The sequence below is a fragment of the Nonomuraea sp. NPDC049750 genome (assembly GCF_040659625.1).
Lineage (GTDB): Bacteria > Actinomycetota > Actinomycetes > Streptosporangiales > Streptosporangiaceae > Nonomuraea.
On record NZ_JBFANB010000013.1, the window covers coordinates 261,519 to 286,747 of the forward strand.

Annotated in this window: 24 protein-coding genes; 6 read left to right on the forward strand and 18 right to left on the reverse strand. The window is 70.4% G+C overall.

Features of this window, described 5'->3' with window-relative positions; genetic code table 11:
* Nucleotides 1-37: 37 nt before the first annotated feature.
* From AB0J16_RS31185 to AB0J16_RS31195, 3 genes are read right to left on the reverse strand one after another with little or no spacing between them, the layout of a single operon-like run.
* Nucleotides 38-601 (reverse strand): hypothetical protein, encoded by a 564-nt coding sequence (locus tag AB0J16_RS31185; protein WP_358545700.1) that lies wholly within the window; start codon nucleotides 599-601, stop codon nucleotides 38-40.
* Entirely contained in the window at nucleotides 598-1,185 is a 588-nt protein-coding gene (locus AB0J16_RS31190; RefSeq protein ID WP_358545702.1) for an RNA polymerase sigma factor, read from the reverse strand. Before AB0J16_RS31190 ends, AB0J16_RS31185 begins: the two co-directional genes overlap by 4 nt.
* 30 nt (nucleotides 1,186-1,215) lie before the next feature.
* Nucleotides 1,216-2,409 carry a Gfo/Idh/MocA family oxidoreductase gene (locus tag AB0J16_RS31195; protein WP_358545703.1) on the reverse strand — a complete coding sequence of 398 codons (1,194 nt, stop codon included), beginning with the start codon at nucleotides 2,407-2,409 and terminating at the stop codon, nucleotides 1,216-1,218.
* 273 nt (nucleotides 2,410-2,682) lie between these two features.
* Here AB0J16_RS31195 and tdh point away from each other — a divergent pair, with 273 nt between their 5' ends.
* The 4 genes from tdh to AB0J16_RS31215 are packed head-to-tail and all read left to right on the forward strand — an operon-like array spanning nucleotide 2,683 to nucleotide 7,004.
* Entirely contained in the window at nucleotides 2,683-3,711 is a 1,029-nt protein-coding gene (tdh, locus tag AB0J16_RS31200) for an L-threonine 3-dehydrogenase (RefSeq protein ID WP_358182103.1), read from the forward strand.
* Nucleotides 3,711-4,892: a glycine C-acetyltransferase gene (locus AB0J16_RS31205; RefSeq protein ID WP_358545705.1), complete on the forward strand. Its 1,182-nt coding sequence runs from the start codon at nucleotides 3,711-3,713 to the stop codon at nucleotides 4,890-4,892. The genes tdh and AB0J16_RS31205 overlap by 1 nt, the downstream gene beginning before the upstream one ends.
* Before the next feature lie 20 nt (nucleotides 4,893-4,912).
* Nucleotides 4,913-5,827, forward strand: a complete 915-nt coding sequence (locus AB0J16_RS31210; protein WP_358545707.1) for a LysR family transcriptional regulator — start codon at nucleotides 4,913-4,915, stop codon at nucleotides 5,825-5,827.
* A gap of 16 nt (nucleotides 5,828-5,843) precedes the next feature.
* A complete protein-coding gene (locus AB0J16_RS31215; protein ID WP_358545708.1) occupies nucleotides 5,844-7,004 on the forward strand; it encodes an MFS transporter in 1,161 nt (386 codons plus the stop codon).
* A 96-nt stretch (nucleotides 7,005-7,100) separates the two neighbouring features.
* Here AB0J16_RS31215 and AB0J16_RS31220 read toward each other — a convergent pair whose 3' ends face one another.
* The 9 genes from AB0J16_RS31220 to AB0J16_RS31260 all read right to left on the reverse strand — a co-directional run bounded on the left by AB0J16_RS31220 (nucleotide 7,101) and on the right by AB0J16_RS31260 (nucleotide 17,294).
* On the reverse strand, nucleotides 7,101-8,861 hold the full coding sequence (locus AB0J16_RS31220) for a GTPase (protein WP_358545710.1): 1,761 nt from the start codon (nucleotides 8,859-8,861) through the stop codon (nucleotides 7,101-7,103).
* Complete coding sequence (locus tag AB0J16_RS31225; protein ID WP_358545712.1) at nucleotides 8,858-10,657, reverse strand: GTPase domain-containing protein; 1,800 nt, start codon at nucleotides 10,655-10,657, stop codon at nucleotides 8,858-8,860. Before AB0J16_RS31225 ends, AB0J16_RS31220 begins: the two co-directional genes overlap by 4 nt.
* Before the next feature lie 9 nt (nucleotides 10,658-10,666).
* Complete coding sequence (locus AB0J16_RS31230) at nucleotides 10,667-11,323, reverse strand: response regulator transcription factor (RefSeq protein WP_357957984.1); 657 nt, start codon at nucleotides 11,321-11,323, stop codon at nucleotides 10,667-10,669.
* 65 nt (nucleotides 11,324-11,388) lie between these two features.
* Nucleotides 11,389-12,810, reverse strand: coding sequence for a HAMP domain-containing sensor histidine kinase (locus AB0J16_RS31235; RefSeq protein ID WP_358545714.1), 1,422 nt, complete (start codon nucleotides 12,808-12,810; stop codon nucleotides 11,389-11,391).
* Complete coding sequence (locus AB0J16_RS31240) at nucleotides 12,810-13,505, reverse strand: response regulator transcription factor (protein ID WP_357651246.1); 696 nt, start codon at nucleotides 13,503-13,505, stop codon at nucleotides 12,810-12,812. Before AB0J16_RS31240 ends, AB0J16_RS31235 begins: the two co-directional genes overlap by 1 nt.
* A gap of 14 nt (nucleotides 13,506-13,519) precedes the next feature.
* Nucleotides 13,520-14,710: an L-2-hydroxyglutarate oxidase gene (lhgO, locus tag AB0J16_RS31245; RefSeq protein WP_358545716.1), complete on the reverse strand. Its 1,191-nt coding sequence runs from the start codon at nucleotides 14,708-14,710 to the stop codon at nucleotides 13,520-13,522.
* Nucleotides 14,707-15,696 (reverse strand): NAD-dependent epimerase/dehydratase family protein, encoded by a 990-nt coding sequence (locus tag AB0J16_RS31250; protein WP_358545718.1) that lies wholly within the window; start codon nucleotides 15,694-15,696, stop codon nucleotides 14,707-14,709. Before AB0J16_RS31250 ends, lhgO begins: the two co-directional genes overlap by 4 nt.
* An 81-nt stretch (nucleotides 15,697-15,777) precedes the next feature.
* Nucleotides 15,778-16,215, reverse strand: coding sequence for a VOC family protein (locus AB0J16_RS31255; protein WP_358545789.1), 438 nt, complete (start codon nucleotides 16,213-16,215; stop codon nucleotides 15,778-15,780).
* Between the two features lie 173 nt (nucleotides 16,216-16,388).
* Nucleotides 16,389-17,294 (reverse strand): NAD(P)H-binding protein, encoded by a 906-nt coding sequence (locus tag AB0J16_RS31260; protein WP_358545720.1) that lies wholly within the window; start codon nucleotides 17,292-17,294, stop codon nucleotides 16,389-16,391.
* Nucleotides 17,295-17,369: 75 nt separating this feature from the next.
* Between AB0J16_RS31260 and AB0J16_RS31265 the strand changes: the two genes are divergently transcribed.
* Nucleotides 17,370-17,741: a hypothetical protein gene (locus AB0J16_RS31265; RefSeq protein WP_357957930.1), complete on the forward strand. Its 372-nt coding sequence runs from the start codon at nucleotides 17,370-17,372 to the stop codon at nucleotides 17,739-17,741.
* 109 nt (nucleotides 17,742-17,850) lie between these two features.
* On the opposite strand, the gene AB0J16_RS31270 is transcribed toward AB0J16_RS31265, so the two are convergent.
* A complete protein-coding gene (locus tag AB0J16_RS31270) occupies nucleotides 17,851-18,861 on the reverse strand; it encodes a hypothetical protein (RefSeq protein ID WP_358545722.1) in 1,011 nt (336 codons plus the stop codon).
* 7 nt (nucleotides 18,862-18,868) lie between these two features.
* Nucleotides 18,869-20,143, reverse strand: a complete 1,275-nt coding sequence (locus tag AB0J16_RS31275) for an MATE family efflux transporter (RefSeq protein WP_358545723.1) — start codon at nucleotides 20,141-20,143, stop codon at nucleotides 18,869-18,871.
* Between the two features lie 119 nt (nucleotides 20,144-20,262).
* On the opposite strand from AB0J16_RS31275, the gene AB0J16_RS31280 reads away from it, so the two are divergent.
* Nucleotides 20,263-21,231 carry an aldo/keto reductase gene (locus tag AB0J16_RS31280; RefSeq protein ID WP_357957936.1) on the forward strand — a complete coding sequence of 323 codons (969 nt, stop codon included), beginning with the start codon at nucleotides 20,263-20,265 and terminating at the stop codon, nucleotides 21,229-21,231.
* 95 nt (nucleotides 21,232-21,326) lie between these two features.
* Here the strand turns inward: AB0J16_RS31280 and thpR are convergent, their stop codons facing one another.
* The 4 genes from thpR to AB0J16_RS31300 all read right to left on the reverse strand — a co-directional run bounded on the left by thpR (nucleotide 21,327) and on the right by AB0J16_RS31300 (nucleotide 25,167).
* A complete protein-coding gene (gene thpR / locus AB0J16_RS31285) occupies nucleotides 21,327-21,884 on the reverse strand; it encodes an RNA 2',3'-cyclic phosphodiesterase (RefSeq protein WP_358545725.1) in 558 nt (185 codons plus the stop codon).
* A gap of 22 nt (nucleotides 21,885-21,906) precedes the next feature.
* Nucleotides 21,907-23,133, reverse strand: a complete 1,227-nt coding sequence (locus AB0J16_RS31290) for an MFS transporter (protein WP_358545726.1) — start codon at nucleotides 23,131-23,133, stop codon at nucleotides 21,907-21,909.
* A gap of 23 nt (nucleotides 23,134-23,156) precedes the next feature.
* The gene (locus AB0J16_RS31295; protein ID WP_357957941.1) at nucleotides 23,157-23,609 is read right to left on the reverse strand and encodes a MarR family transcriptional regulator; all 453 of its coding nucleotides are present in this window, start codon (nucleotides 23,607-23,609) and stop codon (nucleotides 23,157-23,159) included.
* Between the two features lie 115 nt (nucleotides 23,610-23,724).
* Entirely contained in the window at nucleotides 23,725-25,167 is a 1,443-nt protein-coding gene (locus AB0J16_RS31300) for an NCS2 family permease (protein ID WP_358435952.1), read from the reverse strand.
* Nucleotides 25,168-25,229 lie beyond the last annotated feature (62 nt).

The following is a 25,229-nucleotide window of genomic DNA, read 5'->3' on the forward strand; positions in this document are numbered from 1 at the left end:
GGCGCCCCCGTCCAGGCCGCCTGCCGGCCCCGTGGGCTCAGTGCGAGAGTGGCGCGTCCGTCGTGTCGACCAGCGTGCAGTCGGCGACCGGGCCCTCGGCGACGCGCGCCCAGATGCCCGCCACGACAGAACCCTGGACATCACCGACGCTGAACTCCAGCACTCCGGTCTGTCCCTCCTTGATGACGCTCGGGTCGATGGTGAAGCCCTCCTGTTTCGAGGGCCAGACCGCGAGCTGCACGTCCTTTGGCAGGAAGTGCGCGGCCCGGGGCTGCGGGCTGCACTTCTTGCCCCGGGGGATGTAGTTCACCACCACGTTGATCCCCTTGTCCCGCAGGTCCGCCTGGAGCTTGTCGGCGTCCTTCACCTCGTTGATCTGGATGTGGACGGTGCCGTCGGGATTGTCGGATATGGCGTACGCGGGGGTGCCGCCGAACAGCGGCGGGATGGCCACGGCCGCCGCCGCGGCCAGGCCCAGCGCGGGCGCCAAGACGATGGGCCGCAGCAGTCGGCGCTTCGGCTTGTCGATCTCGGTCATCACGAACTCCTTGAGCAGTCGGTGACGGCCCTCGGGAAGATCGCGGTCGTATGGCCAGCTCATCGGATCTCCTTCTTTGTAGGGCCTTGGTCACCTATTACCTGTCGGGGCGCGGGTGGCGGTTCCGCGAGTTGGCCGAGTTTCTGGCGCGCTCGCGACAGCCGGGATCGTACGGTGCCCACGGGGACGCCGAGCGCCTCGGCCGCCTCCGCGTAGCCGAGCCCGGACCAGACGCAGAGCGCGAACACGTCCTGCTCCTGGCGGCGCAGCGAGTCATAGGCCGCGCGGACGGCGGCCAGCCGCCCCGCGTCGTCGATCCGGCCCACGATCTCGTCGGCGAAGTCCGGCACGCTCTCGCCTCTGGGCATCCTGGCCAGCGCGTCGTCGTGCCTGCGAGCGGCCCGGCGGGCGTTGCGGGCCACGTTGGTGGCGATGCCGAGCAGCCATGGCCGCAGCGAGCCGCCCTCGGGGTCGATCCGGCCGCGTAACCTCCAGGCTTCGAGAAAGGTCAGCGCCATCACGTCCTCGGCCGCGGACCAGTTCGCGGTCAGGCGGAAGGCATGGTTGTACACGGCCTTCGCGTAGTCGTCGAAGAGCTGCGCGAAGGCCGCCTTGTCCCCGGCGCGTATCAGGGCGCGTGTCGACATATCCACATAGAGGGACTGTCCGCCCGCGGGTCAGAGTTCCAGCTGTCCCCGGTCGAAGTACGCCGCCAGGTCCGGGGCCAGCGGCGGCACGTCGTACGGCATGCCGCCATCGCGCAGCGACATCGTGGCCATGTAGCCGGCGGCGACGCTCATCCGCGCGGCCACCGGAGAAGTGTCGGTAACCCCGCCGTCCCGGACGAACCCGCAGAACTCCCGCATGATGTCCGCGTCGGCGCCACCGTGCGAGCCGGTGGCGTCGGGCACCCGGTACGCGATGTCGCCGTCCTCCCGGTAGTCCGATGGCCCGGTGTTCCAGACCTTGACCGTGTCGCCAGGGCCGTCGCCGAAGTTCTCCAGCCGGCCCTCGGTGCCGATGACCGTGTAGTTGCGTACGTAGTCGGGGGTGAAGTGGCACTGCTGGTAGGCGGCGATGACGCCGTTGTCGAGGCGCATGTTCATCACCGACACGTCCTCGACGTCGACGACGTGGTTGAGGTCGACACGGCTGGTGGGCGGCCACTCGTACTCGCTCAGCCAGCCCTCCGGCCTGGGCGTGCCCGGCTCGCGGCGCGGCAGGTCGCCGTAGAGCATGAGGTCGCCGAGGGCGTTCACCCTGGTCGTGTAGCCGCCGGCCAGCCAGTGGATCACGTCGAGGTCGTGCGCGGCCTTCTGCAGGAGCAGGCCCGTGGTACGGCTGCGGTCGGCGTGCCAGTCCTTGAAGTAGTAGTCGCCGCCGTACGACACGAAGTGGCGCACCCAGACCGTCTTCGGCTCGCCGATGACGCCCCGTTGGATGATGTCGCGCATCAGCCGGACCACACCCATGTGGCGCATGTTGTGCCCGACGTACAGCCGGGTCCCGGTACGCCGCGCCGCGCGCAGGACGTTGTCGCAGCCCTCCACGGTGATGGCCAGCGGCTTCTCCAGGTAGACGGCCTTGCCGGCCTCCAGGCAGTCGATCGCGACGCGCTCGTGCGTGTCGTCGGGGGTCAGGACGATGACCGCGTCGAGGTCGTCGCGGTCGAGCAGCCGGCGGTAGTCCTCGGTCAGGAACGCCGCGTCGAAGCGCCCGGCCTGGCTCTTGAGCACCGCGGGGTCGGTGTCGCAGAGCGCGGTCACGACCGAGCCCTGGCCCGGCCGGTGAGCGTAGCGGGCCAGGTTCGCGCGCAGGCCGAGGCCGATGACTCCGATGCGCAGGTCTTCCACTCCAGTGACGATGTCCACGTCTTGAGAGGTTAGCGCTCGTTTATGCAGAAAACCACCGCGAACAGCGCGCAATCGGGCACGTCCTCTGTGGTGCGAAAGCGGGCAGAAGGTGGGCGTGAGAGCGGGCGTGAAGGCAGGCGTGAGAGCGGGCGTGAAGGCAGGCGTGAGAGCGGGCGTGAGGGCGGGCGTGAAGGGGAGCTGTGGGGGCACTTAAGAATCCCTCGATGGACACCTCCCTCAGAGAGCGGGCACAGTGCGTTAGGTTCGGGGACACAGGGGAGAGTTGGAGCCATGAAAGCGCTGGTCAAGGATCGAGCCGAGCCCGGATTGCGGCTGGCCGACGTGCCGGAGCCCACACCGGGGCCGGGCGAGGTGCTGATCCGGGTGCTGCGTACCGGCATCTGCGGCACCGACCTTCACATCCGGAAATATGACGATTGGGCGCGGCAAACTCTGAAGCTTCCGCTGATCGTGGGGCATGAGTTCTCCGGCCACGTGGTCGAGGTCGCGCCCGGCGTCGAGGACATCTCCGTCGGCGACCTGGTGAGCGGCGAGGGGCACATCGTCTGCGGCAAGTGCCGCAACTGCATGGCCGGGCGCCGCCATCTGTGCCGCAACACCATCGGGCTCGGCGTCAACAGGGACGGCGCCTTCGCCGAATACGTCACGCTGCCCGCCACCAACGTGTGGGTGCACCGGGTGCCGGTCCACCCCGATGTGGCGGCCATCTTCGATCCGTTCGGCAACGCCGTACACACCGCGCTGTCATTCCCGCTGGTCGGCGAGGACGTGCTGATCACGGGCGCGGGCCCGATCGGGCTGATGGCGGCGGCGGTGGCCACGCACGTGGGCGCCCGCAACGTGGTGATCACCGACGTCAGCGAGGAACGGCTGAACCTGGCCGGCAAGGTCGGCGTCTCGCTGGCCCTGAACGTCGCGCGGACCTCGATCGCCGACGGCATCACGCGACTGGGCATGCGGGAGGGCTTCGACGTCGGGCTGGAGATGTCCGGCAACCCGCGGGCCGTCCGCGACATGATCGCGAACATGACGCACGGCGGGAAGATCGCGATGCTCGGGCTGCCCGCCGAGGAGTTCGCCATCGACTGGGCCACGGTGGTGACCTCGATGCTCACCATCAAGGGCATCTACGGCCGGGAGATGTTCGAGACCTGGTACAACATGTCGGTTTTGCTGGAGAAGGGCCTCGACCTGTCTCCGGTGATCACCGATCGCTACCCGTACGCCGAGTTCGACGCCGCCTTCGACACGGCCGCCAGCGGCCGCACGGGCAAGGTCATCCTGGATTGGAGCGCTTGATGTTCACGAACGTACGCGATCAGCTGCGTGCGACGCTCGACGAGATCACCGAGGCGGGGCTGCACAAGCCCGAGCGGGTGATCACCACGCCGCAGAGCTCGCAGGTGGGCGTGGCCGGGCGACAGGTGCTGAACTTCTGCGCCAACAACTACCTCGGCCTGGCCGACCACCCCGAGGTGATCGCGGCCGCCAAGGAGGCGCTCGACCGCTGGGGTTTCGGGATGGCCTCGGTACGGTTCATCTGCGGCACCCAGGAAGTGCACAAGGAGCTCGAAAGCCGCCTTTCACACTTCCTCGGCCAGGAGGACACCGTCCTCTACAGCTCGTGCTTCGACGCGAACGGCGGCGTCTTCGAGACGCTGCTCGACGCCGAGGACGCGGTGATCTCCGACGCCCTGAACCACGCGAGCATCATCGACGGCATCCGGCTGTCGAAGGCCCGGCGCTACCGCTACGCCAACCGCGACATGGCCGAGCTGGAGGCCCGGCTGAAGGAGGCGTCCGACGCGCGGCGGCGGCTGATCGTGACCGACGGCGTGTTCTCCATGGACGGCTACCTGGCGCCGCTGGCCGACATCTGCGACCTGGCCGAACGCTACGACGCGATGGTCATGGTCGACGACTCCCACGCCGTGGGCTTCGTCGGGCCGACCGGACGCGGCACGCCCGAGCTGCACGGCGTCACCGACCGGGTGGACATCATCACCGGCACCCTGGGCAAGGCGCTCGGCGGCGCCAGCGGCGGCTACGTCGCGGCGCGCAAGGAGATCTGCGAGCTGCTGCGCCAGCGCTCCCGCCCGTACCTGTTCTCCAACTCGCTCGCCCCGGTCATCGCCTCGGCCTCGCTGCGCATCCTCGACCTGCTGGAGACCTCCAGCGAGGCACGCGAGCAACTGCGTGCCAACACCGCCCGCTTCCGCGCCAAGATGGCCGAGGCCGGGTTCGACATCCTGCCCGGCGACCATCCGATCACCCCGGTGATGATCGGCGACGCCGCCGAGGCCGGAGCCATGGCCGAGCGGCTGCTGGAGCTCGGCGTGTACGTGATCGGCTTCTCCTACCCGGTCGTACCCCACGGAAAGGCCCGGATCCGGGTCCAGCTGTCAGCGGCCCACTCGGCCGAGGACGTGGACCGCGCGGTCGACGCCTTCATCAAGGCCCGCGCGCCCCACCCGGTATAGGCGCTGAGTATTCTCGCTGCGTGATAGACACGCGGCGGCTGCGTACGCTGCGCGCGGTGGCCGACCACGGCACGGTCACCGCCGCGGCCGCCGCCCTGCACCTCACCCCGTCGGCCGTGTCCCAGCAGCTGCTGGCGTTGGAGCACGAGGTGGGCCATCGGCTGTTCACCCGCGACGCGCGCGGCGTGCGCCTGACCGCCGTCGGCCAGATCATGCTGGCCCACGCCAACGAGGTGCTCGCCCAGCTCGAACGCGCCGAGGCCGAGGTCGCCGCCTACACCACGGGCGCGGCGGGCGAGGTGACGGTCGCCTGCTTCGCCACCGCGATCAGCGCCGTGCTCTCCCCCGCCATCACGGCCCTGCGCGCCGGCTCCCCGGGGCTGCGCGTACGGGTGCTCGACGCCGAGGGCGACCACAGCCTGTCCATGCTGCTCGATGACCGGGCCGACCTGGCCATCGCGGTCGAATACCGAGGCGCCCCCGACGCGGCCGACCCCCGCCTGCACCGGTCCGCCCTGTACGCGGAGCCGTTCGACCTGGTCCTCCCGCAGGACCACCCCCTGGCGAGCTCCGGCGGCGCCTCGGTCCGGCTGGGTGATCTCGTCGGGGAGACGTGGATCGGCCCCTACCCCGGCAATCCGGTCCACGACGTGATCACGTTCGCCTGCGAGCAGGCCGGCTTCTCCCCGGACTTCGCGCACTGCTCCGACGACTTCCGCGCCGTGGTGGCGCTGGTCGGAGCGGGTGCGGGGGTGGCGCTCGTGCCCAGGCTGGCGCTGCGTGACATGGTGCTGCCCGGGGTGGCGGTACGCCGTACGCCGGGTCCTGAGCGACGCGTCTTCGCGGCCGTACGCCGTGGCGCCGAGACCCACCCGCTTCTCCGGCCTTTGCTCGACACCCTGCACACCATCGCCGGCTCCCTCGGAAACGGGTGACACTGTGGGACCAGGCGTGCCCTACCGGAAGTTATTCGGCCTGCCGGGGGTGACGGCGCAGGCCGTGCTCGGGTTCCTGGCCCAGCTCACCCAGCAGGTCGCGCCGGCGGGGATCGTGCTGGTGGTGCAGGCGTCGAGCGGCTCGCTCGTACTGGCGGGGCTGGCCGCGGCGGCGTTCGGCATCGGCGCGGGGATGGCCCGGCCGGTCCAGGGGCGCCTCATCGACCGGCGCGGGCCGGGCGGGGTCTTGGCGGTCAGCGCGTCAGCGCACGTCACGGCCCTGATCGCGCTGGTGATCGGCGCCGGGTCCGGCTGGCCGGGGTGGACGATCGTGGCGCTGGCCTGGACGGCGGGGGCCGGGCTGCCGCCGATCTCGGTGACGATGCGCATCGAGTGGGGCGGCCGGATGGCCGCGGAGGGCCGTACCGCCGCCTACAGCCTGGTGTACCTGGTGCAGCAGCTGGCCATCCTCACCGGCCCGTTGCTGTTCGGGCTGCTGATCGCGCTGGTGTCGGCGTCAGTGGGGCTGGGCGTGGTGGCCGCCGCCGCGGGCGCGGGCACGCTGGCTTTCTCGCGGGTGCTGCGGGTCACCGGTCCCTCGCTGTCGGCGGGCCGGGGCCGGGTGTTCCGGCATGTCGGCATGCGCGTGCTGCTCGGCGTGGTCGTCCTGCTCGGCGGGGCCATCGGCGCGCTGGACGTCGGGGTGCCCGCTCTCGCGGTGGCCCGGGGCATTCCGGCCGCGACGGGCCCGCTGGTGGCGGCGCTGGCGCTGGGCGGCGTCGCCGGAGCGGCCGTCTACGGCGCCCGCCGGTGGACCGCCACGCCCGCCCTCAGGCTGAGCGGGCTGCTCCTGGTCTTCGGTCTCGCGTTGGCGCCGCTGGTGCTGGTGTCCTCGCTGCCCTTGTTCTGGGTGGTGCTCTTCGCCGGAGGGCTCATGGTCAACCCCGCGCTGACGACCACGTCCCTGCTGGTGGACGAGTTCGCGCCGGGGGCGCAGGCGGAGGCGTTCGGGTGGGTGTCGACGGCGGCGAGCATGGGGGCCGCGGCGGGGGCGGGGGTGGCGGGGGTGGTGGCGCAGCAGTTCGGGCCGTCGTTGCCGTTCCTGGTGGCCGCCGGTTTCGCCGGTCTGGCCGCGATCCTGTCGAGCCTCCTTCTCGGGCCCGTCGGCCGCGTCTGACCGGTTCGCGGTTTGGTGGCCGTGTACGGGCAGGCGCGGGTCGGGGTGATCGCCTCGGTGATAAGCGGTTCGCGTTTTGGTGAGCGCGTACGGGCGTCAGGCGCGGGCTCGGGTGATCGCCTCGGTGAAGCGGGCGTGCCTGGCCAGTTCGCCCTCCACCGGATCTAGTACGTAGTCGGCGCCCACCTGGGCGATGGCCGCCCGCAACGCCTTCGCCACGCGCCGCGCCCGGCGGTGCCCACCCGCCCAGGCCGCCAGCCGGGACAGCAGCGCGATGACCACCCCGGCCAGCGCACCCCCACCCAGCAGCACCGTGGGCCACGGCACCACACCCACCGTCGGCAGAGGCGGCTGGGGCAGGCGCAGATAGTCCATGCCGAACAGCACCCCCAGCCAGAGCCCCCCGGCCACCATGACGGCGAACACCAGCCACTGCAGCACCCCCACCGCCCGCCACCACCTCGGCCGCCGGGTCGCCCCGAGCGAGGTCGTCGCCACCGCCCGGTCCACGGCGTCGGCCAGATCCCCGGCCCGCGACCGCGCCGCCTGCCGCACCGCCGCCGCCCACACCCCCGCCAGGTCACTCGCCGCCGCCTCGCCGACGTCCCTGAGAGCGGTCTCTACCTGCGCCTTCTGTACGGCCGAAGCAGCCGGTACGGACGTGCGGCCGACGATCTCCCGGTCGGCCGGCTTGGCCGCGCTGCTCGTACCGATACGCAGCCTGCGCAACGGATCGGGCCGGAAGCGCCGGACCCACTTGGTGACGGGCCAGCCGGTGGCGACCACAGCCCGATGCCGGTGCCCCTTGCTGACGGCCGCCACGACCAGCGGCACCCCGGCGGCCTCGGACAACGCGTCAGTGAGCGGCGTCCCCAAGCCTGCCACCGCACCACCCGGCCTACCCAGCCTCGCCACCCCACCACCCGTACCCGGCCCCGCCACCGCACCACTCGGCGTACCGGAGCCAGGGGACGGGTCGGCCAGTCGGTCGGCGGCGGCGGACACGTCGGCGGCCAGGCGGGCGGACCAGGAGCGGCGCTCGGCCACCCGCTTGGCCAGCCGTTCGCGCAACTCGGCCAGGCCCGCGCCGGTGCGCGCGGAGACGCCGAGGATGGGCACGCCCGTCAGCCCGTCGTCGTCCAGGAGGCGGCGCAGGTCGCGCAGGCACCGGTCCACCGCGTGGGGCGGCAGGCGGTCGATCTGGTTGAGGACCACCACCATCACGTCCCGGTGGCCGGATAGCGGGCGCAGGTAGCGCTCGTGCACCGCCGCGTCGGCGTACTTCTGCGGGTCCAGCACCCACACCAGCAGATCCACCAGCTCCACCAGCCGGTCGACCTCCAGGCGGTGCGCCAGCCTGATGGAGTCATGGTCGGGGAGGTCCAGCAGGATAAGTCCGGAAAAATCAGCATCGGCAGCCGGAGCCGCCTGGCCGTAAGCCGTGGGCGCGGCATCGGCAGCCGGGGGCAGCCGGCCAGACGCGGCGGGCTCAACCGTGGTCTGTGGGGTGTGCCGTTGGGGGATCTCCAGCCAGTCGAGCAGCGGACCCGCGCCCGTCCCGTCCCACAGCGCCGCCTGCGCGGTCGACGTGGTCGGCCGGGTGACGCCCACGGCCGCCAGCTCATCCCCGGCCAGCGCGTTGAACAGCGACGACTTCCCGCTCCCCGTGGCCCCGGCCAGCGCCGCCACCGTGTGGTCGACCGACAGGCTCCGGCGCGTCCCGGCCCGCTCCGCCACCGCCCGCGCGTTGGACACCACGTCGGCCGGCAGCCGCCCCTCGGCCAGCTCGGCCGCCTCCAGCAGCGCGGCCAGCCGGGAGTCCAGCGAGGGCCCCTCCTTACGGCGCAGCAGCTTCACGGCCCCTCACTTTCGGCGATACCTCCACCGATACCTTCGGCAGCGCCTTTACCGACACCGTCGGTGACGCCTTCACCGCCGTCGATCGGAGCCGGACCCGACGGCAGCTCGGCGCGATGCGCACGGACCGATTGAGCGGCCTCCCGCAGGGCGTCCGCCGCTCCGGCAGGTGGCTCGACCTCCGAAAGCAGCGCGGTGAACCGCCCGGCTTCCTCCTCCAGCAGCACCCGCACCCGCTCCCGCAGATCGTCCCGCGCCTGCACGGTCAGCGTCCGCACCGCCTGATCGCCGAACACCGCCTCCAGCAGCTTCTGTGACAGCACGCTCGTACCGCCCGCGATCCCCACCTCGATCCCCGTCAGCCCACCCGTGGAGGCGAAAACGGCCAGCATCAACAGCAGCCCGGCCCCGTTCACCCCGAAGGAGGCGATCCTGGCGGTGGTCCGCTTCTCGGCGCCCTCTTGGCGTACGAGGTCGAGAACGTACTCCTGCCACCCCCGCACCGCCGCCGAGGCCCGCTTGCCCAGGTCGGGCGAGGTCCGGCCGAGCCGGGCCGCGTCCACCGCACCGACGCGGGCGATGATCCCTGGCCCGCCGGGAGCGGCCGACCAGCCTTCCAGGCTGCGTTCGGCGGCCCCGTCGGCGGCGCCTCTGATCAGCGTCTCGACGCCGCTCTCCAGCGCGTCCCGCAGCGACGCGGCGGGCGCCCGTCCGGTGAAGAACCCGGCGATCCGGTCACGCAGCCACCCGACCCGGCTCTCCAGCGACCGCATCAGGTCGCCGGTGCCGATGAAGTCCTGCCAGCGGGCCAGCACCTCACCGCGCAGCAGCGACCCGTCGCGCATGCCCTCGTCGAAGTCGGCCAGCCCGCCCGCGTAGGCCCCCGACACGATGGACCGCAGCCCGTCGAACCCGGTCTGCTGCCGCGTGACGGCGTCGGCCAGCAGCGGCACCCGCGTGACCAGGCTGTCGAGCGCCCCGGACAACGTCTGCCGGACGACCCGGGACCGTTCGGCCGCGTTGGCGGCCAGCTCGGACAGCCAGGCGGAGATCGGCGAGACCAGCTCGGCGGGCAGCCGGGCCTTCTCCGACGGCAGCGCCGCCTCGGGCACGGTGAACAGCCGGGTGCCGTCGAGGCCGTTCTCGACCAGCAGGCGTTCGAGATCGCGGGTGACGGGCTCGACGGCCTCGGCGGGCACGCGGTCGAGCACGAGGGCCAGGGCCGTACTGCGTTCGCGCGCGGAGCGCAGGAAGCTCCACGGCACCTCGTCGGCGTAGCGGGCGGCGGTGGTGACGAACAGCCACAGGTCGGCGGCGGCCAGCAGTTGGGCGGCCAGCTCGCGGTTCGCGGTCACCACCGAGTCGATGTCGGGCGCGTCCAGCAACGCCAGCCCGGCGCCGAGCGACGAGGAGGTGACCACCCGCAGGGCACCCGCGGCCGATCCGGTGGCGCGCGACAGCCCGGGGAGCACGTTCTGGCCCATGAACCAGTCGCGGTCGGCCGGGCTCACCACCAGCGTCGGCACCAGCGTGGTGGGCCGCAGCACGCCCGGCTCGGCGACGTCGGCCCCGACCAGCGAGTTGACCAGGGTCGACTTGCCCGCCCCGGTGGAGCCGCCGACGACGGCCAGCAGCGGCGCGTCAATGGCCCGCAGCCGGGGCAGCAGGTAGTCGTCGAGCTGGCCGGTCAGCTCCTTGAGCGCGCGACGGTCGTCGGCGGCCGGGCCGATCTCGAGCGGGAACAGCTCGCGATCGAGCCGGTGGCGCAACCCCTCCAACGCGCCCAGCAGATCCATAGGACCACGCTAGCCCGCCGGGGGCTCCCGCAGCACATATCCGACGCTCCGCAGCGTGTGGATCAGCCTGGGCTCGACGTCGTCGACCTTGCGCCGCAGGTAGGAGACGTATGACTCGACCACGCCGGCGTCGCCGCCGAAGTCGTAGTTCCACACGTGGTCGAGGATCTGCGCCTTGGACAGCACCCGCCCGGCGTTGGACATGAAGTAGTGCAGCAGCTTGAACTCGGTCGGCGACAGCCGTACCTGCCGCCCGTTGCGCCAGACCTCGCGGGCCTCCTCGTCCAGCTCCAGGTCGGCGACCTGGAGGCGGCTCGCGGGGGTGTTCTCCCCTCGGGTACGGCGGAGCACCGCGCGGATCCTGGCCTGGACCTCCTCCAGGCTGAACGGCTTGGTCACGTAGTCGTCGCCCACGCCCAGCCCGACGATCTTGTCCTCGGTGTTGTCGCGGGCGGTCAGGAAGAGCACCGGTACGCCGATCCGCCTGGCCACCTCGAACCCATCGAGATCGGGCAGCATGACGTCGAGCACGACCAGGTCAGGAGTGGTCCGCTCGGCCACCTCCACGGCCTCGTAGCCGTCGGCGGCGGTCAGCACCTCGAAGCCGGAGAAGCGCAGACTCGCGGACAGCAGGTCTCGGATGCTGGGCTCGTCGTCCACCACCATGATCAGCGCCTCGGGTCTAGTCACCTACTCAGAGTGACTCAGGAGGCTGAGGAATAGCTGAACGCTCACTCCAAGGCGAGTGGGAGTTCGACGCGGAAGGTCGAGCCTGACCCCGGCGCGCTGTCCAGCAGCACCGTGCCGCCGTGCGCCTGTACCAGCGCCTGCACGATGGCCAGGCCGAGCCCGCTGCCCCGGTCCTCGCCCGAGCGGTGCCGCGATCTGGCCGAGTCGGCGCGATAGAACCGCTCGAAGACCCGCTCGACCTGCTCGGGCGTGAGGCCGGGCCCTTTGTCGCCCACTTCGAAGAACGCCGTGTCGGCCCCTGCCCCCACTCGCACCGTCACCGGAGTGCCCGGCTCTGTGTGGGTCAGGGCGTTGGTCATGAGGTTGGTGACCACCTGGCGCAGTCGTACCTCGTCGCCGGAGACGATCAGGGCCGCGCCGCCGACGACGTCCAGGCTGATCACCCGGTCGGGCGCCAGGATGCGCGCCTCGTGCACCGCGTCGGCGGCCAGCGCCAGCATGTCGACCGGCCGCATGCGCAGCGGGCGCTGCTGGTCGACGCGGGCGAGCAGCAGCAGGTCGTCCACGAGCAGGCTCATTCTGCCCGCGGCCTTCTCCACGCGCTGCATCAGCTCGGCGGGGTCGGCCTTCTGGTTCTGCCTGGCGTACTCGGCGAAGCCGCGGATCGAGGTGAGCGGGGTGCGCAGCTCGTGCGAGGCGTCGCCGATGAACTGGCGCATCCGGTCCTCGGAGCGGCGGGCCGCCGCCTCGGACGCGGACCGGGCGGTGAACGCGGCCTCGATCTGCGCGAGCATCCCGTTGAGCGACAGGGCCAGGCGGCCCACCTCCGTACGCGGGTCGCCGGCCGGCACCCGGCGGCTGAGCTCGCCCCCGGCGATGGCCTCGGCCGTGCTCTCGATCTCGGCCAGCGGACGCATGCTCCGCCGGACCATCGCGACGCCCACGACGGCGAGGATGAGCAGGATGCCGCCGCCGCCCAGCAGTTCGATGGCGCCGAGCCGCCGGGTGATGTCCCTGACCTCCTCCAGGTCCGCGGCGATCACGTAGTCGCCCACCACCGTCGAGGTCTGCAGCACCCGCCACTCGCCGTCGCCCCTGACCGCCCGCGTCGTGTAGGGGTTCGCGCCCGGCGCGGTCGACAGCAGGGGCCTCGGCCGCGCGTCGACGTCGCGGTCGCCGAACACCGGCGTGAGCGCCCCGCCCGGCGGCTTCACCAGCACGATCGTGTCGGACTCGATCAGCGCCATCTTGTCGTTGGTCTCTTTGCCCCGGTTGCGCTTCTCCTGGTCGTGCTTGAGCTTGTTCTCCACGCGTACGGCCAGGAGCTGGATCTGGCTGTCGACCCGGTTCATCAGGTAGCCGTGCAGCACGGAGACGCTCACCACGCCGATGAAGGTCAGCCCGACGCCGAGCAGCGCCAGCATCGCGGCGATGAGCTTGATCCTGAGCGGCAGGCCGCGCATCACGGACTCGGCGGCAGCCGCAGGACGTATCCGACACCGCGCAGCGTGTGAATGAGCCGCGGGTTGCGGTTGTCGATCTTACGGCGGAGCACCGACACGTAGGACTCGACGATCCCGACCTCACCTCTGAAGTCGTAGTCCCAGACGTGGTCGAGGATCTGCGGCTTCGACAGCACCCGGCCCGCGTTCGTCATGAAGTAGCGCAGCAGCTTGAACTCGGTCGGCGACAGCGACACGGCGTTGCCGCCGCGCCACACCTCGTGGCTCTCCTCGTCCAGCTCGATGTCGGCGAACGTCAGCCTGGGCGGCGGCGCCGGCGACTCCCCACTGGTACGGCGGAGCACCGCGTGGATCCTGGCGACCACCTCTTCGAGGCTGAACGGCTTGGTGACGTAGTCGTCGCCGCCGATCGTCAGCCCGCGGATCTTGTCCTCGGTCTCGTCGCGCGCGGTCAGGAAGACCACGGGCACGTGCACACCCCCGCCGCGCAGCCGCCGGACGATCTCGAAGCCGTCGAGGTCGGGCAGCATGACGTCAAGGACGACCAGGTCAGGACGGTGCCGTTGGACGGCGGTGACGGCGTCCAGGCCGCTCTTAGCCGTACACACGTCGAAACCCGCGAACCTCAGGCTCGCGGCGAGGAGTTCGAGGATGTTGGGGTCGTCCTCGACGATCAGCAGTCGCGCTTCCATCATCTCCAAGGATGCCCTCACCGAACGAGTGCTGGGACAATTCCGGAGATGTGCCGAGCAATCGCCAGGCTGGAGGTGGCCGCGGGGGACGGCGCGTTGCGTACCAGCACGACCCTGCCTTCCACGTCCACGGCGAAGTCGTCGACCAGCCGGCCGTCCTTCGCCACGGCCTGGGCGCGTACCCCGCCCTCGGTTCGCCGCAGGTCGGAGGCGGTGAGCTCGGGCACGTAGCGGCGCGCGGCCCGGACGAAGGCCCCCTTGACCAACGAGCCGTGCACCTCCTTGAGCCCGGTGCGCCAGTGCTGCCGGGCCATGCGCAGCGTGCCCGGCCAGCGCAGAATCTGCCAGGAATTACGGAGGTTGTAACCCCGGTAGCCCTCATAGGCGAGCGCGAGCACCGCGTTCGGCCCGACCAGGACCTCGCCGTCGATGTGCCTGGTCAGATGGACGCCGAGGAACGGGTAACGGGGATCGGGCACCGGGTAGATCAGACCGCGCACCAGGTCCCTGGCCGCGCCGTCGAGCGCGTAGTACTCGCCTCTGAACGGCACGATCCTGATGTCGCCTCGCCGTCCGGCCATCCGGGCCACCGCGTCGGTGCCCAGTCCGGCGCAGATCACCAGCCGGTCGAAGGCGAAGCGCCGCCCGGCGGCCAGCATCTCGACGCTCCCGGCGGTCTCCCTGATCGCCCTGACCGGGTGTGCCAGCCGTACCGAACCGCCCAGCTCGGCCACGTCGAGCGCCAGCCGGCGCGCGACGGCGGGGAAGTCGGCGATCGCGGTGTGCGGCGAGTGAACCGCGCCGACGCCGACGGCGTGCGGCTCGATCTCGCGCAGGCCGAGCGCGTCCAGCTCGGTGATGCCGGGCACGCCGTTCGCCCTGGCCCGCTCCGCCAGCGCCGCGAGCCGTGGCCGCTCCGCGCTGGTGGAGGCCACGACCAGCTTCCCGACCTCCTCGTACGGCAGGTGGTGGTGAGCGCAGTACTCCTTGAGCAGCGCCACGCCCTCACGGCAGAGCCTGGCCTTGAGCGAGCCCGGCGGGTAGTAGATGCCCGCGTGGACGACGCCGCTGTTGTGGCCGGTCTGGTGCGCGCCGACGCGGTCCTCCTTCTCGAGGACCGTCACCTCGGCACCTCTCGTGGTGGCGAGCTCGCGAGCGACCGCCAAGCCGACGATGCCGGCCCCGATGACACCGATCTTCTCTGTCACAGCGCCAGTTTGCCGATTCTGGCGGCATCCAGGTGGCCTTCAGCGGTCAACCACCGCAATGTATCCGAAACGGTGTCTTCCACCGGGCGCAGAGTAAGGCCGAGGTCCTTGAGCGCGGGGCCGTCGTCGGTGGGGACCAGGGTGAGCATGAAGTCGGCCGCGTCACGGGTGAGGGGGTAGTCGATGGGCGCCAGCCGCTTGAGCCCGTCGAGCGTCGCGGCCATCCCGCGCAGCAGGCCACCGGGCATCCGGTAGGTCAGGCCAGCCCGCCCCGTCGCCTCCGCACATATGGCGGCCAACTGCCTCCAGGTCAGGAAATGTCCCCCAAGCAGGTAGCGGCGGCCCCGACGGCCGGGCGTGAAACAGCGGGCCAATGCGACGGCCAGATCCCGAACATCGAGCACGCCCACCCCGCCCGGCACGATCGGCCAGCCCCACCGCAGGCCCGCGCGGAGCCCCTCGTTGAGCGCGTCGAGCGTCGGCTGGCCCGGCCCGGTGATGCCGCCCGGATAGACGATGGTCACGCCGCCGAGCTCCCTGGCGTACCGCTCGCCCTCGACCTTGGACCGGCCGTAGGCGTTCCTGGGGCTGGCCAGCGGGCTGTCGGCGGCGATGAGCGGCCCGGCGGGCGGCACGAACACCGCGATCGTGGAGACGTGCACGATCGGATCAAGCCCAAGCTCGGCGGCCTGTCCGAGCACGTTGCGCAGCCCGACGACATTGGACCCGCGCAGGTCCGCCCCGTGGCCGGTGACCCCCATGTCGGCGGCGGCATGCAGCACCGCGTCACACCCCTCCAGAGCGGCCCGTACGGCCGGCGCGTCACGAATGTCCCCCTGGCGGATCACCCACTCCCCGGCCCTCAGGACCCGACGCACTTTCTCCGGATTTCTCGCCAGAAGGCATGGCTCATGACCGGCCGCGATCAGGGCCGTGACCGCGTGCGAGCCGACGAACCCCGAGGCACCGCTGACCAGGACGCGCATGCCAAGGAAGCTAGCGCTTACTTGGGCGATCCATCAACCGTCTGATCCCTGGGCAGCGGCGTCCCCGGCCTCCGTCCGGGCTCAGCGGCCCGGGAGGCGGGTGGTGACCTCCTGGAGTATCCAGCCGTTGCCGTCAGGGTCACTGAAGGAGGTGTAGGAGCCGTAGCTCTGGCGGTCCGGGTCCGGACCCGGCACCCGTCCCTCGGTCCCGGCCCGGTGGAACACCCCGCCCGCGTCGTGGAACACCTCAGCCACGTCGACCCCGCGCTCGGCGAGCTCGGCCCGTGCCGCCTCGATGTCGTCGACGATCAGATGCAGCCCCTGCGTCGAACCCGGCGCGGCCGAGGTGACGCCGGTGCCGAAGATGATCGAGCACGGCGAGCCGGGCGGGGTCAGCTGCACCACCCGGAAGTCCACGCCGACGGCGACGTCGGCGTCCTCCCGCCACCCGAGCGCCTTGTAGAAGTCCTTGGTGCGGTCGACATCGGCGACCGGCACCACCACGACCTCAAGCTTCATGTCCACAGCGGCGGATCCTCCCCGTTGGCTGCTGTCATGGCATGGGGGGTCGTTCTCTCCACATTCGCGCACCTCACGGGCTAAGTCCAGGAACGGTAGCTTCAACGATCGGCAGGCTTTTGGCCAGGTCCGCGTAGCGGCCCGGTGGTTGCTTCTGACCCTGCCGGAACGGCTCAGCCCAGGTAGAAGTCCCTGCGCGCGGCCACGAACGCCTCGATCGTCTGGGCGGCTACGCCTGTGAGGCGTTCGACGTCATCGGAGGCGCGGTCATAGCGGTTCTCGCGGTGCAGCCGGGCCATGGTGGCGATGTGCTGCTCGGTGTGCGGCGGCAGGCCCGCCTTCGCGAGCACCTCGGCCCGCCACCGGTCCAGGGGCACGTCCACATAGGCCACCGGACGCCCCAATGCCCGTGAGAACTCCTCCGCCATCTCCGTCATGTCGACCGTACGTGGCCCGGTCAGCTCATAGACGTGCCCGACGTGCGGATCCGGGTCGCGGAGCACGGTGGCGACCACCCGGGCGACGTCGGCCACGGCGATCGGCGACGTACGCCCGGTGCCGAACGGCAGCTCGATCGTGCCGCGCTCCCGGATCGAACGCGCCGCCAGCGTGGTGAACAGCGGGTTGTCCAGGAACGCCGTCGGCCGGATGTGCACCACCGGCAGGCCCGACCAGTTCAGCACCTGCTCCGCCAGCCAGTGCAGCCGCTGCTGGTGCGACTGGGCGGTGCTGATGGCGGTCATCTGCGACACCGTCATCTGCGACATGTCGACCAGTCCGGTCAGGTCCCCGTACTCCCGCGCCACGGTGGCCACCACGGTCGCCGCCAGCAGATGGTCCGGCGACACGGGCATCCCGAAGTACATCCGTCCGGCACTCTCCAGCGCGGCCGCGACGGTCTCGGGCCGGGTCAGATCGCCTATGACCACCTCCGCGCCGAGCGCACGCAACTCAGCCGCCCGATCGTCGTCGCGACGGACCATCGCTCGCACCGGTACGTCCTGCGCGCGCAGCTGCTCAAGGACCGTGCGGCCCACCCCACCGACCCCGGCGACGAGAACAAGATCACTAGCGACCATCGGCCGATCTCCTTTGCGTTACCCCAGGTAAAGACACCACTACACCGACAAATCGAACGTGAGTACGATGGCGTTATGTATCTCCCGCCAGAGTGGCCGCCCGAGGTCCGCCCGCCCAGCGTCCCCGACTGGGAGACCTCGGCGGTGGCCTGGCTGCTCGACGCGGTGCCGCCCGACTACCGCGCCTACGAGGTGCTCCGCCGCCACCCGATCGCGCTGGCCAGGATGGCGAGCCACCACGTCGGCGCGGCGATCGAGGCGGCCCGCGCCGGCTACCGGGGCGCCGCGGTCGACCTCAAGGGCCACCTGCCGCCCCACGCGATCGAGGCGGTCCTGGACGCCTACCGCGAGGAGGGGCCCCGGCTCGTGCGCCTGTCCCGCTCGATCGCGGTGGTCGAACGCGCCCTCCGCGGCGACCTCTTCACGGCCACGATGCGCCGTCCATGACGCGCGCCCACCGGGCGACCACCGACCACGCCTACCGGATGCGACCGCCGACCCTGCCTACCAAGTGCGACCGCCGACCGTGCCTACCGACTGCGACGGGCGATCGTGCCTACCGACTGCGGCGGGCGATCGCCGCGATGATGCCGCTGGCGCCCGCGGCGGCGGCCAGCCAGATCAGGACGTCACGCGCGCTGAGCCCCTTGGCCGCCGCCACCGGCCGGGCGGACGGCGACGCGGTCGTCTTCGGCCGGTGGGACGGCGAGCCGGACGGAGTGGCGACCGGTAACGCGGCCGCGGGCAGCGCCACCTGGTAGACCGGGCTGCGCACGCCCTCCGAGCCGGTCAGCAGGCTCCTGCCATCGCGGGTGTAGGTGATGGACTCGGCCTGCTTCAGCTCCGGCATCGACACCCTGGCGATCGACTCACCCGAGGGCCGGAAGACCGTGGCCGAGAAGTACGTACGGATCACGTACGAGCTGCCGTCCGGCGCGTACGCGGCGTCCGTCGCCATGATCGGGGCCGTGCCCACCTTGCGGAGCACGTTGACCCGGTCGCTCCTGAGCTTCTTGGGCGCCTGGTACACCGACCCGGAGAACTCCTTCGACACCACGAAGAGTCGCCCGGTCACCGGGTTGACCATGATGCCCTCGGCGTTCCTGGCGCCGTCCGCGTAGCGGAACCGGTAGCGGACCGCCGGAAGGGTGGCGTCCCGCAGCGTCTCCGGCTCCATGACCTTGTAGATGGAGACGTTCGGCCAAGCCCCGTCCAGGTTGTCGCCGATGTCGGCGAACCACAGCACCCCACGTCCCGTGGCGGGGTCCTTGCTCGCGGCCATCGCCTCCCAGTCACGAGCCTGCGCCCCCTGGAGCCGGTACGTCGCCCGCGTCCGCCCATCGGAACCCACCGCGTAGAACGTCGGTGCCGCCGAGCTGTCATTGTGCGTGTAGAAGACGCCTTCCTTCGTCGGCGACACGGCCAGCCCGCTCGACTCGGTGATCCGCGCGTCCTTGAACGTGAACAGTTTCTTCTCGCCGTCATCGGCGAAGGCCGCATTCGCCGGAACGAACACCACGAAGACCGCGATAACCCCGGCGGCCGTACGAATCACAACATCCCCCACCCCGCCATCATGCCCCAACGGACGCCGCGCCGACGGTAGCGCTGTGCCGATGAAATCCGGTGCCCTGCAGCACGACCAGCACTCCGTTGGTCACCGCCATGAGCCACCACAGCCCGACGAGCCCCCAGGTCGCGGCCACGGGTGCGGCCACGGCCACCATCACCCCGTAACCGACGGCGAAGTAGATCAGACTCGCCCCCGACCGCTTGAGCGCGGTGAGCCCGATCCCCTGAACCGCCTGCGCCCCGTCGGCCGTCGAGGCCAGCAGCATCAGCGGCAGCAGCGCCGCGACCCGCTCTCGTACGCTCGCGTCATCGCTGAACAGCACCAGCGCCGAGTCGCCGAACCCGAGCAGCACGGCCGCCGCGACGGCCGTCCCCGCCAGGGCGAGCAGGGCCGCGGCCCGGTTGGCCCGGCGCGCCTCCGCCACGTCCCGGGCCCTGGCCACCTCGGGCACCGACGCCTGCGCCACGGAGATCGAGGCCAGCATGATGAACCCGGTGAGCGTACTCAGCACCGCGTGGGCGGCCACGTCACGGGTGCCGGTCGCGCTCGCGGCGAAGGTGACGACCCCGAGACCGCCGAACTTGATCAGAACCGTCCCGGCCAGCGGGATGCTCACCCGGCCGAGCCGGACGATCTCCCTGATCCGCGGCCGGCCCTGGCCGACGCGCGTCCCGAGGGCGCGGCGCAGGCAGAGGTTCGAGACGAGCACACCCGCGACGCCCGACAGCAGCCAGGCGACGCCCACGCCGGTCAGACCGAGCGGCGGCACCAGAGCGACCGTGCCGCCGACCATCGCGGCACTGGCCGCCAGACTGGACCAGAGGACCTGGCGGCTGCGGCCGAGCGCCACGAGCACGGTATTGGCCCCACCACCCGAAGCGAACACCAGTAGATAGAGCGACAGCAGCCAGGGCAGCGGCCCCAGCTCGGCCACGACCTCGGCGGGCGCCCCGGTGGCGCGGGCGAGCAGCGGCACGCACAGCACCGCGAGCGCACCGACCGTACCTACCAGCAGGGTGAGCCAGCGCGCGTCACGCAGGATCGGCACGGCCGCCGCGGGCGAGTCCTTGTACGGCGCCACGAACGGCGCGAGCCCGCGAAGAGCGCCCACGACAGCGGCGGAGGCGGGGTTCAGTACGGCCGACATGACCGCGAAGGCGGCCAGCGTGACGGTGGCGTGCCTGCCGAGCACGGAAGTGACCACCAACGTGCCGACCGTAGTGGTGACCATGGAGAGGAACAGGGGAACCGCCGCACGAAGGAGGCCCGAGTTCACCCGGCCGATCTTAGTAGGCTGGAGCGAACGCCAGGCATTCCGGTGGCTGGAGCGGACTCCAGGCATTCCCGCCACCCCTACTAGCCTGGAGTGCACTCCAGGTATTTAGGGTGGAGTTCATGGATTATGTGAACCTCGGACGCAGTGGCCTCCGGGTCAGTCCACTCTGCCTGGGCACCATGAACTTCGGCCCGCTGACCACGGAGGAAGACTCCTTCGCGATCATGGACAGGGCCCATGAGCTGGGGATCAACTTCTTCGACACGGCCAACGTGTACGGCTGGAAGCAGGGCGAGGGGATCACCGAGCAGATCGTCGGCCGTTGGTTCGCCAAGGGCGAAGGTCGCCGGGAGAAGACGGTCATCGCGACCAAGCTCTACGGCGCGATGGGCGACTGGCCCAACGAGAACCTGCTGTCCGCGCTGAACATCCGCCGGGCCTGCGACGCCTCGCTCAAGCGCATGCAGACCGACTACATCGACATCTACCAGGCTCACCACGTCGACCGGAACACGCCGTTCGACGAGTTCTGGGAGGCCATGGACGTCCTGAAGCAGCAGGGCAAGATCCTCTATGTGGGATCGTCCAACTTCGCGGGCTGGCACATCGCCAAGGCCCAGGAGTCCGCGGCCCGCCGCAACTCGATCGGGCTCGTCAGCGAGCAGAGCCACTACAACCTGCTCACCCGCGCGGTCGAGCTGGAGGTGCTGCCCGCCAGCCAGGAATACGGCCTCGGCGTGATCCCGTGGAGCCCGCTGGCCGGCGGCCTGCTGGGCGGCGTGCTGCGCAAGATCGACAAGGGCCGGTCGGCCGCCGACCGCATGGTCACGGAGCTCGAGAAGCACCGCGACAAGATCGAGCAGTACGAGAAGTTCTGCGACGAACTCGGCGAGGACCCCGCCTACGTGGCGCTGGCCTGGCTCCTGAAGCAGCCCGCGGTCACCGCCCCGATCATCGGCCCGCGCACGCAGGAGCAGCTCAACGGCAGCCTGCGCACGCTGGAGATCGAGCTGGACGAGCAGGCGCTGGCCCGCCTCGACGAGATCTTCCCCGGACACCGTCCGGCGCCGGAGGACTACGCCTGGTAACTCAGGCCAGCAGGGCGCCGATCACGACGATCAGCAGCAGGAGGCCGAGCACGACGGGCAGCAGCCAAGGGCGAGGACGGTCCACATTGTGGAGCCTAATCGCGCCCGATGGGTGCCAGATCCCATTGTGCGAGTGACTCGTACCTCATCTGCGCCCCTTGATGGCTGCGTACGAGATGGACGGCTTTCGCCCGCCATGTCGAGCCGCTGAATTCCGACAGCGACTCGACGAGCGGGCGGAGGTCCATCTCCGTCTTCGCCCGCGCGAGCGTCAGATGCGGGTGGAAGTGCTTGTCGTCGGTCTGTACGGCCCCCGCCCGGCGGGCGCCCGCTCTGACCGACTCTGACAGCCGGACCATCGAGTCACCGGAGAGCCCGGCCCAGAACACCCTGGCCCGGCGGGCGGACGAGAACGCCCCGAACCCGGTGAAGGCCAGGTCCAGGCTGGCATGCCGAGCCACGGCGCGGGCCAGCCGCACCTGCAGCTCCGGCAGGACGTGCTCGGGCACCTCGCCGAAGAAGCCCAGCGTGATGTGCCAGGTGGCGCGGTCCGGCCAGCGCAGGCCCGGCACCTGCCCGACGTGCGGCGCGATGGCACGCTCGATCTCGTCGAGCACCTCATCGGGCGGCATCAGTGCCGCGAATAACCTCATGCCACCCGATTCTCCAACGTGCTCAGGCGATCGCCAGCACCGGCTCGCCCACAACACGGGCGCTGATCAGCCTCGTCAGCATCACCGCGACGCCCGTGCCGACCAGCACCAGCAGCCCGGAGAGCATGACGCCCGTCCTGGGTCCGCCCAGCTCCGACAGCCAGCCGACCAGCGGGGCGCCGACGGGCGCGCCACCGGTGAAGACGAGCATGTAGATGCCCATGACGCGGCCGCGCATGTCCGGCGCGGTGGCGAGCTGGACGCTCGCGTTCGCGGCCGTGTTGATCGTGATCAGCGCGATGCCGGTGGGGATCAGCAGCAGCAGGTACACCGGGTAGACCGGGGCTAGCCCGGTGGCGATCTGGAACAGCCCGAATCCGATGGCTCCGGCGATCAGCATGCGGCGTGACGGCCGGGCCCGGCGGGCGGCGAGCAGCGCCCCGCCCAGCGCGCCGACGGCGAACATGCTGGAGGCCAGGCCGAACGACGAGGCGCCGGCCTTGAAGACCTCGCGGGCCATGAGCGCGATCGACATCGAGAACGACTGGGAGAACATCGACACGAACCCGATCAGCAGCACCGGCATCAGCAGCTCTTCGCGATGCAGCACATAGCTCAGCCCTTCGCGCAGCTGGCCCTTGGCTCTCGGCACCGGTACGGAGAGGTTCAGCTCCGACTTCCGCATGAAGATCAGGCTGGAGATCACGCCGGCGAACGTCACCGCGTTGATCAGGAAGAGCGGTCCCGTGCCCCCGAACAGGAAGATCAGCACACCGGCGATCGCCGGTCCCACAACGCGGGCCAGGTTGAAGATGGAGCTGTTGAGCGCGATCGCGTTGGACAGATCCCGGCGGCCCACCATCTCGACCACGAACGCCTGCCTGGTCGGCACCTCGACGCAGGAGATCACACCCAGCGTGAACGCCATCACGTAGACGTGCCACACCTGGGCACTGCCCGTCATCGTCAGTACGCCGATGACCAGGGCGAGCACGGCCATGAGCGACTGCGCCACGATGAGGATCGGCCGTTTGGGGTAGCGGTCGGCCAGCACGCCGCCGAAGAGCCCGAACAGCAGCATCGGCAGGAACTGCAGCGCGGTCGCCGTGCCTAGGGCCGCCGCGCTGCCATGGGTCAGATCGAGCACCAGCCAGTCTTGGGCGGTGCGTTGCAGCCAGCCGCCGACGTTGGACACCGCGCCACCGGCTGCGAACATGCGGTAGTTACGTACCTTGAGAGACCGGAACATCCCGGTCTTGGGTTCTTCAGGCTCTAGATCCTGCTGAGTTTCTCCAGAATCGGCGCCGCCTGCCTGAGGATCGCCCGCTCCTCCGCGGTCAGATCCCTCAAGCGCTGGCTCAGCCACGCTTCCTTGAGACGTCGTTCCTCCTTCAGCAGTTTCTGGGCGGCCTCGGTCACGGTCACGGTCACCTGTCGCCGGTCGGTCGGGTGCGGTGTGCGCGACACCAGACCGCGTTCCTCTAGCGCGGCGATCACGCGAGTCATCGAGGGGGGTTGCACCTTCTCGAGCTCGGCCAATTCGCCGGGGGTTATCGCGGAATGCCGTTCCACCGCGGCGAGGGTCGCGAACTGCGTGGGAGTCAGCGAGTGCGCTGCCGCTTGTCGTCGTAGCCGCCTGGTCAGCCGCGCCAGCGACACGCGCAGGGCTGTGGCCAGGCCTGCGTCGCTGCGCAGGTTTATCTGGGACTGGTTCTTGGTTAGCATGAGTCATTACCTTTGCTAACTATACGGCACTCCACGTTATTTCCCTACCTCATTTCTCGTCTCACTCTTTGATACCCCGAGGCCGCCTCCCATGCGAAGACGGCCTCACCAGGCATCAGACCCCGAAAAGTACCCTGATCGGGCCGAGCGCGAAGTAGATCACGAACAGGCCCATGACCACCCACAGCAGCGGGTGGATCTCCCGTACCTTGCCACGAACGATCTTGATCAGCACGTAGCTGATGAAGCCGGCGCCGATGCCGTTCGAGATCGAGTACGTGAACGGCATGACCACGATGGTGAGGAACGCCGGGATGGCGATCTCGTAGTCCGTGAAATCGATCTCACGGATCGAGGTCATCATCAGGAAGCCCACCACGACCAGCGCGGGCGCGGCCGCCTCATACGGCACGACCGTGACCAGCGGCGCGAAGAAGATCGCCACCAGGAAGAGCAGGCCGGTGACCACGCTGGCCAGGCCGGTCCGCGCGCCCTCGCCGACCCCCGCGGCCGACTCGATGTAGGTGGTGTTCGACGAGACCGAGCCCGCGCCGCCGGCCGCCGCGCCGAGCGAGTCGACGAGCAGGATCTCCCGGGTACGCGGCAGCATCCCGTTGGCGTCGACCAGACCGGCTTGGCGGCCGACCCCGACGACGGTGCCCATCGTGTCGAAGAAGTCGGTGATGAGCAGCGTGAAGACGAACAGCACCGCCAGGATCACCGAGACCCGGCTGAACGCGCCGAACGGGTCGAACTCCTTGAACAGCACCAGCGGGTTGTGGAAGCCGATGATCTGATCCGGCAGGCTGGGCACGTTCAGCATCCAGCCGCCGGGGTTCTTGTCGGAGACCTGGCCGGCCTTCGCGATCGCCTCCACGATGATCGCCAGCACGGTGGTGCCGATGATGCCGATCAGGATCGCGCCCTTGACCTTGCGGGCCACCAGCGCAGCCGTCACGAGCAGCCCGACGACGAAGACGAAGATCGGCCAGGAGGTCAGGGTGTTGTGGATGCCCATCTCCAGCGGCGGCCCTGCGGGCACCCGGCGCACGAAGCCGGCGTCCACGAAGCCGATCAGCGCGATGAACAACCCGATGCCGACGCTGATGGCGGTCTTGAGCTGGGCCGGGATGGCGTTGAACACCGCCACCCGGAAACCGGTCAACACCAGGATGCCGATGATGACGCCCTCCAGGAAGACCAGCCCCATGGCCTCTTCCCAGCTCATCACAGAGGCGATGTTGAAGGTCACGAAGGCGTTGAGCCCCAACCCGGCCGCCATGGCGAAGGGCACCCGGCCGATCACCCCCATGAGGATGGTCAGCACGCCCGCCACGAACGCCGTGCCCGCCGCCACGAGGGGCAGGTTGGGCGAGGAGCCGTCACCGATGAACTGCTCCTGGACATCCTTGCCGTTGGCGATGATGATCGGGTTAAGCACGACGATGTAGGCCATCGTGAAGAACGTGGCCAGCCCGCCGCGGATCTCACGGGAGATCGTCGAGCCTCGTGCGGAGATTGCGAAGAACCTGTCGATACCACTACTTGTGTCACTCACGGGCGAACAGTGACAGTTTGCGTCACCTGCGAAAAGTGGCGGTGATCGGATCGAGACCCGAT